Source organism: Brevundimonas sp. LM2 (assembly GCF_002002865.1).
Classification (GTDB): Bacteria; Pseudomonadota; Alphaproteobacteria; order Caulobacterales; family Caulobacteraceae; genus Brevundimonas.
This window is the reverse complement of sequence record NZ_CP019508.1, coordinates 2,531,588-2,545,580: the sequence shown is the minus strand read 5'-3', so window position 1 is coordinate 2,545,580 and position 13,993 is coordinate 2,531,588. Positions and strand designations below refer to the sequence as shown.

Below are 13,993 nucleotides of genomic sequence, written 5' to 3'. Positions count from 1 at the left end.
GGGTGCCAAGTCTCCTCCCCGTCGGCGTCGCCGATGGGGAGGCGGGGGTCAGCCGCGTTGCTTCTTGGTCGCCTCATACAAGGCCACGGCGGCGGCATTCGAGACGTTCAGGCTCTCGAACCCGCCGGGCATGGGGATCTTCGCCAGGACGTCGCAGTGCTCGGCCACCAGGCGGCGGATGCCGTCGCCCTCGGACCCCAGGACCAGGACGGTCGGCCGCGGGTCCAGCGCATCTTCCAGCAACTCGTCCGAATCACCGTCCAGACCGACGGCGCGCCAGCCCAGGTCGGCCAGGGTCTCCAGGGCGCGCGACAGGTTGGTGACCCGGGCGCAGGGCAGGCGTTCGGTGGCGCCCGCCGCCGCCTTGGCCAGGGCCCCGGCCAGGGCCGGGGAATGGCGGTCCTGGACCACGATGCCGCGCGCGCCGAAGGCCAGGGCCGAACGGAAGATGGCCCCGACGTTCTGGGGATCGGTCAGCTGGTCCAGCATGACAATGATTCCCTCGGCCGGATCGGCGAAGTCCTCGAGCGCCACGCCCTCCAGCGGCTGGACCTTGAAGGCCAGGCCCTGGTGCACGGCCCCGATCGGCAGCATCCGCTCCAGGGCCTGGGCGTCGATGACCTCGATCGTGTGGCCATGGGCCAGCTTGTCGCGCTCGATCTCGGCGGCGCGGTCCTCGGTGGCTAGCAGGCGGCCCATGCCCTTGCGGGCCGGATTGGCCAGGGCGGCCAATACCGGATGGCGGCCCCACAGGAAGCCGTCGGCATCGACCTTGCCGCGACCGGCGCGGGCCGGGGCGCTGGAGAAGGCCTTGGCGGGCGGGTTGGGGTTCCAGCCGCCAGGTTTCGGCCCACGCGGTTCGGCCGAAGCGTCACCGGAGCGGGGCTTGAAGGGCGGTTTGCCGCCCGGTTTCGATGACGCTTTCGGACCTGATTTCCGGTCGTTGCGTTCTGGATTTCTCGACACTATAAGACGCCCTCCGATTTGGAGCCCTAGGGCTTTCGGGTCTGGCGCTCCCTCTATCTCAGGCGTGTCCCGACCTTGAAGCCTTTTGTTCCGGTAGCGGTCGAAAGACAGCTGACGGCCAGGGTTCGACGGTTCGAAACGCGCGAGGGGGAATGTCCCGAGCGGCAAAGGGGGGGGACTGTAAATCCCCTGCGTAAGCTTCGCAGGTTCGAGTCCTGCTTCCCCCACCACGCGGTTTCGACACGGCGAACGAGGTCTGCAGAACGGATCGACTGCGGAAGTTCTCTTGCAAAAACAAGGGACTGCCGTGGTTTCCGTGCGGGTATAGTATAATGGTAATACAGCAGCCTTCCAAGCTGAATATGTCGGTTCGATTCCGTCTACCCGCTCCAGGTTTTTGATAGCACCCAGCGCCCCTCAACCCGGGCCATCAGGAGTTTGGCCATGGCCAAGGAAAAGTTCGAACGTAACAAGCCGCATTGCAACATCGGCACGATCGGTCACGTGGACCACGGCAAGACGACGCTGACGGCGGCGATCACCATGACGCTGGCCAAGGCCGGTGGGGCCAAGGCCATGGCCTATGCCGACATCGACGCCGCGCCGGAAGAAAAGGCCCGCGGCATCACGATCAACACGGCCCACGTGGAATATGAGACGGCCAACCGTCACTATGCCCACGTCGACTGCCCCGGCCACGCCGACTATGTGAAGAACATGATCACCGGCGCCGCCCAGATGGACGGCGCGATCCTGGTCGTGTCGGCCGCCGACGGCCCCATGCCCCAGACCCGCGAGCACATCCTGCTGGCCCGTCAGGTCGGCGTGCCCGCCCTGGTCGTGTTCATGAACAAGGTCGACCTGGTCGACGACAAGGAGCTGCTCGAGCTCGTCGAGATGGAAGTGCGCGAGCTGCTGTCGTCCTACCAGTTCCCGGGCGACGACATTCCGATCACCATGGGCTCGGCCAAGGCCGCGACCGACGGCGTGAACCCGGAAATCGGCGAGCAGATGGTTCTGGCGCTGATGGAAACCGTCGACGCCTACATCCCGCAGCCGGAGCGCCCGGTCGACCTGCCGTTCCTGATGCCGGTCGAGGACGTGTTCTCGATCTCGGGCCGCGGCACCGTGGTCACGGGTCGCGTCGAGCGCGGCATCGTCAAGGTCGGTGAGGAAGTCGAGATCGTCGGCATCCGCCCGGTCCAGAAGACGACCTGCACCGGCGTGGAAATGTTCCGCAAGCTGCTGGACCAGGGCCAGGCGGGCGACAACGTCGGCGTGCTGCTGCGCGGCACCAAGCGCGAGGACGTCGAGCGCGGTCAGGTCCTGTGCAAGCCGGGCTCCATCACCCCGCACACCAAGTTCCTGGCGGAAGCGTACATCCTGACCAAGGAAGAGGGCGGCCGTCACACCCCGTTCTTCACCAACTACCGCCCGCAGTTCTACTTCCGCACCACGGACGTGACCGGCATCGTGCACCTTAAAGAGGGTGTCGAGATGATCATGCCCGGCGACAACGCCGAGCTGAACGTCGAGCTGATCACCCCGATCGCCATGGAAGAGAAGCTCCGCTTCGCCATCCGCGAAGGCGGCCGCACCGTCGGCGCCGGCGTCGTGGCCAAGATCATCGCCTAAGCGAAAACGCGGTCTCCCTCCCGCTGGTCGGGAGGGACGATCGCACAGCGATCCGGGTGGGTCCGAACGGGGCAGCGCGACCTCTACTTCACACAGCCCCACCCGCGCTCGCCTAGGCTCGCGGTCCCTCCCCATGAAGGGGAGGGAGACAGAAAGAGGCCCCCCGGTGCGAACCGGGGGGCCTTTTTCTTTATTCGTTCGGCTTGCCCGTCGCCGGATCGGTCGCGGTGTCGCCGGAGTTGCTGCTGCCTTCGGCGCCGCGCGGTTCGGTGGCGGGGCGGGGGCTGTTGCCGTCGCCGTCCGGGCGCTGGTTCTCGTTCTCGGTATAGCCGGGGGGGCGGTTGGGGTCGGTCATGGTCAGGCTCCGTATGGGCTAGGGCAACGCCGGCCGGGCGGCGAAGGTTTCGTTCACCATGCCGCTCAACCGTCGCGAAACGGCCCGGCGGTCATTGTGCGGCTGGAACGGCGCTTGCGGCTGCGGGCGTCCTGGAGACGCGCATGGCCGGAACGCTACAGATCGAGGTCGTCACGGCGGACCGGCTGACGGTCGCCGACGTCGCCCTGTGGCGGCGGATGACGGACGCCAATCCCGATCTGGCCAGCCCCTATTTCGCCTGGGAGTTCACCGAGATCGCGGCGCGGATCAGTCCGGACGCGGCGGTGGCGATCCTGAGGCGCGACGGGCGCACGGTCGGCTATTTCCCGCACCAGAGGCGCGGGTCGGCGATCCAGCCGCTGGGCGCGCCGATGAACGACTATCACGGCGTGATCGCCCTGCCCGGCGAGGCCCCGACCCTGGCCGAGGTGGCCGAGCGTCTGGGCGCGCCCCGGCTGAACGTCTCGGCCTGGGTCGGGCCGTCCGGGCTCGGGAGCCTGCGCGAGACCCTGATGACCGTGGTGCCCGAGGCGGGGGAGGGGTCCTACGACGGCTGGTACGCCGAGCGCCGCCAGACCTGGGGCAAGTATTTCAAGGACAAGGAACGCGCCCGCCGCAGCCTGGAGGCCGAGCAGGGGCCGATCCGGGTCGAGCATGGGCTGCGCGATCCGGCGCTGCTGGACCATCTGATCGGGCTGAAGCGCGATCAGTATGCGCGGACGGGGCGGCACGACATCTTCGCCTGCGGCTGGACCGCCGACCTGCTGCACGCCCTGATGGCGGAGACGCGGCCCGGGTTCGGGGCGTCGATGGCGGCGCTGTGGGCCGGCGACAAGCTGACGGCGATCGAATACTCGCTGCACGCGGGCGACCGCTACCATTTCTGGTTCCCGGCCTATGAGCCCGCTCTGGCGCGCTGTTCGCCCGGCATCCTGCTGACCATGGACACGATGCGGCTGGGCTGCGCGGCGGGGTTCCGCGTGTTCGACTTCGGCTTCGGGGGCGAGGGCTACAAGAAGTATTTCTGCAATGCGAGCCAGAGCGTGCGCGAGGCCGTGGTGCTGAGGCCCGGCCTGGGGGCCAGCCTGTCGGACGCGGCCGTCGGCCTGCTGGACGGGGCCTCGGGCGGGCGGGGCGAGCGGCTGCGGACCAGCGTGCGCCGCCGCTGGGCCGCCATCGAGGCCTGCGAGACCACGCCCGCCAACCGTTTCCGCGGCGTGGTCGCGGCGGCGGGCGTCGCCGTGCGCAAGGCGACCGGGCGACAGGCCGCGGCGTGAACGAGATGACGATGACCCAGTCCCACGCCCCCGATCCCGCCCGACGCACCCGCTATCCGGGCCCGATCGCCGAGGCGCGGAAGCATGCGCACGGCCTGGTGGAGCAGGGCTTCGCCTCCGACGAGGCGCTGGCCGAGATCCTGCATCGCTATCCGGCGCATCTGTTCGACATCAACCTGTATGACTACGACGCCGACGGGCAGGTCAGCCTGCGGACCGGCGCGCGCGGCGGCCTGTCGGGCGACCAGCTGCTGGCCGCCATCCAGGCCGGGCGGCTGTGGGTCAATCTGAGGCAGGCGGAACAGGGGTGTCCCGACCTGTGGAACGCCGCCATGGGCGAGTTCGCCAGGATCCAGGCCACCTATCCCGGGATGAAGGCGGTCACCAACGCCGGCCAGCTGATCATCTCGTCGCCCGTGGCCAAGGTGCCCTATCATTTCGACGCCGCCGGGGTGGTGCTGTTCCACCTGAGGGGGCGCAAGCGGCTGTTCATCTATCCGGGCGACGAGGCCCATCTGCCGGAAGCGGCGATGGAGCAGGTGGTGGCGCGCCAGACGACCGAGGAACTGCCCTATACCCGGGCGTTCGAGGCCGACGCCCAGGTCATGGACCTGGAGCCGGGCGAGGCCCTGACCTGGCCGCTGTATGCGCCGCACCGGGTCGAGAACCTGGACAAGTTCTGCGTCAGCCTGTCGATGGATTTCCAGACCTGGCCGACGCGGTTGCGCAACGGGGCCATCTATACCAATGCGGTGATCCGCAGCCGGGGCGGGCGTCCGCGCTTCACCGACGGCATGTCGACGCCCGAACTGGCGGCGCGCTGGGCCGCGTCGCTGGCGCTGCGTCGCGTGGGCGGGTTGAAGAGCCGGATCGCCCATTTCGAGCGCGACTTCACGCCCAACGTCGCGGCGACGGACGGGGCGGGCGCGCTGAAGGCCTAGGCCGGAGCGGTTCACCGAAAATCGTTCGCGAGGCCTTTATTTTGCCCGCGAAGGGCGTATATGTGCCGGCTCCGCAACACTCCACATGAGTCCGCGCGAAAGCGCCGAGGCCCGGTCCGTCGCCCTCCGACCGAGCGAAGGCGTGGCTCCTTCCCCAGGGAGCTTACCAGATTTCAGGCCTCCTGATGCGCGAAGGCGCATCGAGGGTGGAGGCCGAAACCGACTGTCACGGGACACCGCACGGTGCCCTGTGCCGCTGCATTTCACGCGCGTCTCCCCCGGCGCGCGTCATGGGAAAACAGAATGACTGACGTCCTGAACGGTCTCACCATCAACGGTCAGATCGCATCGGCCACGACCTTCACCGGCAAGAAGCGCATCCGCAAATCGTTCGGCCGCATCCCCGAGGCGGTGCAGATGCCGAACCTGATCGAGGTTCAGCGCGAATCCTACGAGCAGTTCCTGCAGCGCGAGGTCCGTCCGGGCGTCCGCAAGGAGCAGGGCATCGAGGCCGTGTTCAAGTCGGTCTTCCCGATCAAGGACTTCAACGAACGCGCCGTGCTGGAGTACGTCTCCTACGAGTTCGAGGATCCCAAGTACGACGTCGAGGAATGCATCCAGCGCGACATGACCTATGCCGCGCCGCTGAAGGTCAAGCTGCGCCTGATCGTGTTCGAGGCGGACGAGGAAACCGGCGCGCGCTCGGTCAAGGACATCAAGGAACAGGACGTCTACATGGGGGACATCCCCCTGATGACGGACAAGGGGACCTTCATCGTCAACGGCACCGAGCGGGTGATCGTCTCGCAGATGCACCGGTCGCCGGGCGTCTTCTTCGACCACGACAAGGGCAAGACCCACTCCTCGGGCAAGCTGCTGTTCGCCGCCCGGGTGATCCCGTACCGCGGCTCGTGGCTGGACTTCGAGTTCGACGCCAAGGACATCGTGTTCGTCCGCATCGACCGTCGCCGCAAACTGCCCGCCTCGACCTTCCTGATGGCCCTGGGCATGGACGGCGAAGAGATCCTGCGCACCTTCTACGAGACCGTGCCCTACGAGAAGCGCGGCGACGGCTGGGTCACCCCCTACAAGGCCGAGCGCTGGCGCGGTGTTAAGCCCGAGTTCGACCTGGTCGACGCCGACACGGGCGAAGTCATCGCCCAGGCCGGTCAGAAGATCAGCGCCCGCGCCGCCAAGAAGCTGGGCGACACCACGACTTCGCTGTCGCTGGCCGCCGACGCCCTGGTGACCCGCTACCTGGCCGCCGACGCCGTCAACTTCGAGACCGGCGAAATCTATGCCGAGGCCGGCGACGAGCTGGACGCCCCGACGATCGAGCTGCTGGAAGAGCGCGGCTTCACCACCATCGACGTGCTGGACATCGACCACGTCACGGTCGGCGCCTACATGCGCAACACCCTGCGGGTCGACAAGTCGACGGGCCGCGAGGACGCGCTGTTCGACATCTATCGCGTGATGCGTCCAGGCGAGCCCCCGACCCCGGAAGCCGCAGAGGCCATGTTCAACTCGCTGTTCTTCGACAGCGAACGCTACGACCTGTCGGCCGTCGGCCGGGTCAAGATGAACATGCGTCTGGAGACCCCCGAGGTCTCCGACGAGATCCGCGTCCTGCGCAAGGACGATGTGCTGAAGGTGCTGCAGATCCTGGTCGGCCTGAAGGACGGCCGCGGCGAGATCGACGACATCGACAACCTCGGCAACCGCCGGGTCCGTTCGGTCGGCGAGCTGCTGGAGAACCAGTACCGCGTCGGCCTGCTGCGGATGGAGCGCGCCATCAAGGAGCGCATGTCTTCGGTCGATATCGACACGGTGATGCCGCACGACCTGATTAACGCCAAGCCGGCCGCCGCCTCGGTGCGCGAATTCTTCGGCTCGTCGCAGCTGTCGCAGTTCATGGACCAGACGAACCCGCTGTCCGAGATCACCCACAAGCGCCGCCTGTCGGCGCTGGGACCGGGCGGTCTGACGCGCGAACGCGCGGGCTTCGAGGTCCGGGACGTGCACCCGACCCACTACGGCCGCATCTGCCCGATCGAAACGCCGGAAGGCCCGAACATCGGCCTGATCAACTCGCTGGCGACCCACGCCCGGGTCAACAAATACGGCTTCATCGAGAGCCCGTACCGTCGCGTGAAGGACGGCAAGGCCCTGGACGAGGTGGTCTACATCTCGGCCATGGAGGAGTCGAAATACACGATCGCCCAGGCCAACATCGCGCTCAAGGACGGGATGATCGTCGACGAGCTGGTCCCGGGCCGGATCAACGGCGACTCCCAGCTGCTGATCCGCGCCGACGTCGACATGATGGACGTGTCGCCGAAACAGGTCGTCTCGGTCGCCGCCGCCCTGATCCCCTTCCTGGAAAACGACGACGCCAACCGGGCCCTGATGGGCGCGAACATGCAGCGTCAGGCCGTGCCCCTGGTCCAGTCCGACGCGCCGCTGGTCGGCACGGGCATGGAAGCGGTCGTCGCCCGTGACTCGGGGGCCGTCGTGGTCGCCCGTCGTGACGGCGTGGTCGAGCAGATCGACGGCACCCGCATCGTGGTGCGCGCGACCAACGAGCTGGACGCCGGCCGTTCGGGCGTCGACATCTATCGCCTGTCGAAGTTCCAGCGCTCCAACCAGTCGACCTGCATCAACCAGCGCCCGATCGTGCGCGTGGGCGATGAAGTGAAGGTCGGCGACGTGATCGCCGACGGCCCGTCGACGGACCTGGGCGAACTGGCCCTGGGCCGGAACGCCCTGGTCGCCTTCATGCCCTGGAACGGCTACAACTTCGAGGACTCGATCCTGATCTCCGAGCGCATCGTGCGCGACGACGTCTTCACCTCGATCCACCTCGAGGAGTTCGAGGTGATGGCCCGCGATACGAAGCTTGGGCCTGAGGAAATCACCCGCGACATCCCCAACGTCGGCGAGGAGGCCCTGCGCAACCTCGACGAAGCGGGCATCGTGGCCATCGGGGCCGAGGTCCAGCCGGGCGACATCCTGTGCGGCAAGGTCACGCCGAAGGGCGAGAGCCCGATGACGCCGGAAGAGAAGCTGCTGCGCGCCATCTTCGGCGAGAAGGCTTCGGACGTCCGCGACACCAGTCTGCGTCTGCCGCCCGGCGTCGCCGGCACGATCGTCGACGTGCGCGTGTTCAACCGCCACGGCGTCGACAAGGACGAGCGCGCCATGTCGATCGAGCGCGACGAGATCGAACGCCTGGGCAAGGACCGCGACGACGAACTCGCGATCCTGGAACGCAACGTCTACGGCCGCCTGCGTCCGCTGCTGCTGAACAAGAACGCCGTCTCGGGTCCCAAGGGCCTGGGTCGCGGTGAAGTCACCGAAGCCAAGCTGGGCGAGCTGTCGCGCGGCCTGTGGTGGCAGATCGCCCTCGACGACGAGAAGGCGATGGGCGAGCTGGAGCAGATGAAGAAGTCGTTCGAGGACGCCCGCAAGGCCCTCGACCGTCGCTTCGAGGACAAGGTCGAGAAGCTGCAGCGCGGCGACGAGCTGCCCCCCGGCGTGATGAAGATGGTCAAGGTGTTCGTGGCGGTGAAGCGCAAGCTTCAGCCCGGGGACAAGATGGCCGGTCGTCACGGCAACAAGGGCGTCATCTCCAAGATCCTGCCGATCGAGGACATGCCGCACCTGGAAGACGGGACCTCGGTCGACGTCGTTCTGAACCCGCTGGGCGTGCCCTCGCGCATGAACATCGGCCAGATCTTCGAAACCCATCTGGGTTGGGCCTCCGCGGGCCTGGGTCGTCAGATCCAGGGTCTGCTGGAAGCCTGGCAGGGCGGCGGCCAGAAGCAGGCGCTGATCGATCACCTGACCGGCATCTACGGCGAGGACACCCCCCTGCCGCAGGAAGAGCACGAGCTGGTCGAGCTGGCGCAGAACCTGTCCAAGGGCGTTCCGTTCGCCACCCCGGTGTTCGACGGCGCGCACATCTCGGACATCGAGGACCTGCTGGAGAAGGCGGGGCTCGAGCGTTCGGGTCAGTCGATCGTCTATGACGGCACGACCGGCGAGCAGTTCAAGCGTCCGGTCACGGTCGGCTACATCTACATGCTGAAGCTGCACCACCTGGTCGACGACAAGATCCACGCCCGCTCGATCGGACCGTACTCGCTCGTCACCCAGCAACCGCTGGGCGGCAAGGCGCAGTTCGGCGGACAGCGCTTCGGGGAGATGGAGGTCTGGGCTCTGGAAGCCTACGGCGCCGCCTACACCCTGCAGGAGATGCTGACCGTGAAGTCCGACGACGTGGCCGGACGGACGAAGGTCTACGAGGCCATCGTGCGCGGCGACGACAGCTTCGAGGCGGGCATTCCCGAGAGCTTCAACGTTCTCATCAAGGAAATGCGCTCGCTGGGTCTGAACGTGGAGCTGGAGAACTCTTGAGGTCGTAGGGCTTAGGGCTTGGGGCTTTGGGACTGCCGTAGCGCGGTCCCGATGTGCCAAGCCCGAGCCCGGTCCTTCTCCTAAGCCCTAAGCCCAACTCACTAAGCCCTATTTCGCGGCCCCCGCCGCAGAAGGAACTCAAGATGAACCAGGAAGTCCTGAACATCTTCAACGCGGTCCCGGTCACCCCGACCTTCGACCAGATCAAGATCGCCCTGGCGTCCCCCGAAAAGATCCGCTCGTGGTCCTTCGGCGAGATCAAGAAGCCCGAGACGATCAACTACCGCACGTTCAAGCCCGAGCGTGACGGCCTGTTCTGCGCGCGGATCTTTGGCCCGACCAAGGATTACGAATGCCTGTGCGGCAAGTACAAGCGCATGAAATACAAGGGCATCATCTGCGAGAAGTGCGGCGTTGAGGTCACCCTGGCCCGCGTGCGGCGCGAGCGGATGGGCCATATCGAACTGGCGTCCCCGGTCGCCCACATCTGGTTCCTGAAGTCCCTGCCGTCGCGCATCTCGCTGATGCTCGACATGGCGCTGAAGGACGTGGAGCGCGTGCTCTATTTCGAGAACTACATCGTCACCGAGCCGGGCCTGACCCCGCTGAAGCAGAACCAGCTGCTGACGGAAGACGAGTTCTATCGCTACCAGGACGAGTTCGGCGATGACGGCTTCACCGCCGAGATCGGCGCCGAGGCCGTGCGCAACCTGCTGATGGGCATCGACCTGCACGCCGAGGCCGAGCGCCACCGGGGCGAGCTGGCCGACAGCCCGTCGGAAGTGAAGGCCAAGAAGGCCTCCAAGCGCCTGAAGCTGATCGAGGCCTTCCTCGAAAGCGGCAACAAGCCCGAGTGGATGATCCTGACGGTCGTGCCGGTCATTCCGCCGGAACTGCGCCCGCTGGTGCCGCTGGACGGCGGTCGTTTCGCGACCTCCGACCTGAACGACCTGTACCGCCGCGTGATCAACCGCAACAACCGCCTGAAGCGGCTGATGGAGCTTCGCGCGCCCGACATCATCATCCGCAACGAGAAGCGGATGCTGCAAGAATCGGTCGACGCCCTGTTCGACAACGGCCGTCGCGGCCGCGTCATCACGGGGGCCAACAAGCGTCCGCTGAAGTCGCTGGCCGACATGCTGAAGGGCAAGCAGGGCCGCTTCCGCCAGAACCTTCTGGGCAAGCGCGTCGACTATTCGGGCCGTTCGGTCATCGTGGTCGGTCCCGACCTGAAGCTGCACGAGTGCGGCCTGCCCAAGAAGATGGCGCTCGAGCTGTTCAAGCCGTTCATCTATGCGCGCCTGGACGCCAAGGGCCTGTCGGGCACGGTCAAACAGTCCAAGCGCATGGTCGAGCGCGAACAGCCCCAGGTGTGGGACATCCTCGAAGAGGTGATCCGCGAGCACCCAGTCATGCTGAACCGCGCGCCGACGCTTCACCGTCTGGGCATCCAGGCGTTCGAGCCCAAGCTGATCGAGGGCAAGGCCATCCAGCTGCACCCGCTGGTCTGCGCCGCGTTCAACGCCGACTTCGACGGCGACCAGATGGCCGTGCACGTCCCGCTGAGCCTCGAGGCCCAGCTGGAAGCGCGCGTCCTGATGATGTCGACCAACAACATCCTGTCGCCCGCCAACGGCAAGCCGATCATCGTGCCGTCGCAGGACATCGTCCTGGGCCTGTACTACCTGTCGCTGGTCAAGGACGGTGAGCCCGGCGAGGGCAAGCTGTTCGCCAACGTGGGCGAGATCGACGCGGCGCTCGACGCCGCCGTCGTGACACTGCACACGCGGATCAAGGCGCGCTGGACCGAGGAAGACAAGGACGGCAACGAGATCACCAAGGTGATCGACACCACGCCGGGCCGGATGAAGCTGGGCGCACTGCTGCCCAAGAACCCGAACGTCGGCTACCGCCTGCTCGAGAAGAACCTGACCAAGAAGGAAATCGGCAATCTGATCGACGTGGTCTATCGCCACTGCGGTCAGAAGGCGACGGTGATCTTCGCCGACCAGATGATGGGCCTGGGCTTCAAGGAAGCGGCGCGCGCCGGCATCTCCTTCGGCAAGGATGACATCGTCATTCCGGCCAAGAAGGTCGAGATCGTCGCCGCCACGCGGACGCTGGTCGAGGAATACGAGCAGCAGTACGCCGACGGCCTGATCACCAAGGGCGAGAAGTACAACAAGGTCGTCGACGCCTGGGCCAAGGCCACGGACCGGGTCGCCGACGAGATGATGGGCGAGATCGCGCAACCGCGCGTCCTGGCCTCGGGTCGGACCGCCGAGATCAACTCGGTCTACATGATGGCCAACTCCGGCGCCCGCGGTTCGCAGGCCCAGATGAAGCAGCTCGGCGGGATGCGCGGCCTGATGGCCAAGCCGTCCGGCGAGATCATCGAGACCCCGATCGTGTCGAACTTCAAGGAAGGCCTGACCGTCCTCGAATACTTCAACTCGACCCACGGGGCCCGTAAGGGTCTGGCCGACACCGCGCTGAAGACCGCCAACTCGGGTTACCTGACCCGTCGTCTGGTGGACGTGGCGCAGGACTCGATCGTCACCGAGGAAGACTGCGGTTCCACGCGGGGCATCACCCTGCGCGCCGTGGTCGAGGGCGGCGACGTCCTGGTCTCGCTGGGGCAACGCGTTCTGGGTCGCTACAACGCCGAGGACATCAAGGCCCCGGGGTCGGACACCGTCCTGTTCCCGGCCGACACCTATCTGGTGGAGGACGTGGTCGAGGTCATCGACCGCGAGGGCGTCCAGTCGGTCAAGGTCCGCTCGGCCCTGACCTGCGAGGCCGAGGCCGGCATCTGCGGCATGTGCTACGGCCGTGACCTGGCGCGCGGCACCAACGTCAACATCGGCGAAGCGGTCGGCGTCATCGCGGCGCAATCGATCGGCGAGCCGGGCACCCAGCTGACGATGCGGACCTTCCACATCGGCGGCACGGCCCAGGTGGCGGAGACCTCCTTCTACGAGGCGACCAACGCCGGGACCGTCAAGGTCGTCGGCCCCACCGTCATCGGCGCCCACGGCGATCCGGTGTCGATGAGCCGCAACGTCGTCGTCACCGTCATGGTCGATGGCAAGGATCGCGAAAGCTACAAGATCCCCTACGGCGGCCGCCTGCGCGTCAAGGAAGGCTCCGAGGTCAAGAAGAACCAGCGTCTGGCGGAGTGGGACCCCTACACCACCCCGATCATCACCGAGGTGGGCGGCACTGTCCGCTTCGAGGATCTGACCGAGGGCCTGTCGTTCCGCGAGGAAACCGACGAGGCGACGGGCATCGCCCAGCGCGTCGTCATCGACTGGCGCGCCTCGCCCCGCGGTTCGGATCTGCGTCCGGCCATGGGGATCACGGCGGGCGACGCCTACACCAAGCTGGCCTCGGGCTCCGACGCCCGATACCTGCTGCCGGTGGGGGCCATCCTGTCGGTCGCCAACGGCGACGAGGTCAAGCCCGGCGAGATCCTGGCCCGTATCCCGACCGAGGGTGCCAAGACGCGCGACATCACCGGCGGTCTGCCGCGGGTGGCCGAGCTGTTCGAGGCCCGTCGCCCCAAGGACTGCGCGGTCATCGCCGAGATGGACGGTCGCGTCGAATTCGGTCGCGACTACAAGAACAAGCGTCGCATCAAGATCACGCCGGAACTGAACGCCGATGGCGAACAGGGTGAACCCGTCGAGTTCCTGATCCCCAAGGGCAAGCATATCTCCGTCCACGACGGCGATCTGATCCAGAAGGGCGACTACATCATCGACGGCAACCCCGATCCGCACGATCTGCTGCGTATTCAGGGCGTCGAGGCGCTGGCCGAGTATCTGGTGAACGAAGTGCAGGAGGTCTATCGACTGCAGGGCGTGCCGATCAACGACAAGCACATCGAGGTGATCGTTCGCCAGATGCTGCAGAAGGTCGAGATCCTCGACTCGGGCGAAACCACCCTGATCCGTGGCGACACGGTCGAAGTGGCCGAGGCCGTGCTGGAGAACGAGAAGGTCGAGAAGCGTGGGGGCCGGATCGCCACCACCCAGCCCGTCCTGCTCGGCATCACCAAGGCGTCGCTGCAGACCCGCAGCTTCATCTCGGCGGCGTCCTTCCAGGAGACCACCCGCGTCCTCACGGACGCCTCGGTCAACGGCAAGAAGGACACGCTGGAAGGCCTGAAGGAAAACGTCATCGTCGGCCGGCTCATCCCGGCGGGCACGGGGGCCTACCTCCGCAGCCTGCAGAAGGTCGCCAACGCCCGCGACGCCGAGCTGACCTCGACCCGCGAAGCCGCCATCGAGCCGCTTCCGGCCGAGCTGCAGCTGGAGCTGGCCGAGAGCGAATAATCCCGCTCACACGGTCGAAGATGGAAGAGGGCCCGGTGCGAC

7 protein-coding genes and 2 tRNA genes are annotated in these 13,993 nt (G+C 66.8%); 7 read left to right on the top strand and 2 right to left on the bottom strand.

The genetic code is table 11. The features are described 5' to 3' along the window. Window positions 1-48: 48 nt before the first annotated feature. Window positions 49-966 (bottom strand): 23S rRNA (guanosine(2251)-2'-O)-methyltransferase RlmB, encoded by a 918-nt coding sequence (rlmB, locus tag BZG35_RS12590; protein ID WP_077355966.1) that lies wholly within the window; start codon window positions 964-966, stop codon window positions 49-51. Between the two features lie 146 nt (window positions 967-1,112). On the opposite strand from rlmB, the gene BZG35_RS12585 reads away from it, so the two are divergent. From BZG35_RS12585 to tuf, 3 genes are all read left to right on the top strand, one after another. Beyond that, window positions 1,113-1,196 (top strand) — tRNA-Tyr (locus tag BZG35_RS12585). An 88-nt stretch (window positions 1,197-1,284) separates the two neighbouring features. Next, window positions 1,285-1,358: transfer RNA gene (locus BZG35_RS12580), tRNA-Gly, on the top strand. 52 nt (window positions 1,359-1,410) lie between these two features. Further along, entirely contained in the window at window positions 1,411-2,601 is a 1,191-nt protein-coding gene (tuf, locus tag BZG35_RS12575) for an elongation factor Tu (protein ID WP_077358114.1), read from the top strand. 190 nt (window positions 2,602-2,791) lie between these two features. Here the strand turns inward: tuf and BZG35_RS17980 are convergent, their stop codons facing one another. After that, entirely contained in the window at window positions 2,792-2,956 is a 165-nt protein-coding gene (locus BZG35_RS17980; protein WP_171981952.1) for a hypothetical protein, read from the bottom strand. 143 nt (window positions 2,957-3,099) lie between these two features. On the opposite strand from BZG35_RS17980, the gene BZG35_RS18395 reads away from it, so the two are divergent. The 4 genes from BZG35_RS18395 (at window position 3,100) to rpoC (ending at window position 13,951) form a co-directional block, all read left to right on the top strand. Beyond that, entirely contained in the window at window positions 3,100-4,254 is a 1,155-nt protein-coding gene (locus tag BZG35_RS18395; protein WP_077355965.1) for a GNAT family N-acetyltransferase, read from the top strand. Between the two features lie 11 nt (window positions 4,255-4,265). Continuing rightward, window positions 4,266-5,195 carry a cupin-like domain-containing protein gene (locus tag BZG35_RS12565; RefSeq protein WP_077358112.1) on the top strand — a complete coding sequence of 310 codons (930 nt, stop codon included), beginning with the start codon at window positions 4,266-4,268 and terminating at the stop codon, window positions 5,193-5,195. A gap of 303 nt (window positions 5,196-5,498) precedes the next feature. Continuing rightward, on the top strand, window positions 5,499-9,614 hold the full coding sequence (gene rpoB, locus BZG35_RS12560; protein WP_077355964.1) for a DNA-directed RNA polymerase subunit beta: 4,116 nt from the start codon (window positions 5,499-5,501) through the stop codon (window positions 9,612-9,614). 143 nt (window positions 9,615-9,757) lie between these two features. Continuing rightward, window positions 9,758-13,951, top strand: a complete 4,194-nt coding sequence (gene rpoC / locus BZG35_RS12555; RefSeq protein ID WP_077355963.1) for a DNA-directed RNA polymerase subunit beta' — start codon at window positions 9,758-9,760, stop codon at window positions 13,949-13,951. The last annotated feature ends 42 nt before the right edge of the window (window positions 13,952-13,993 follow it).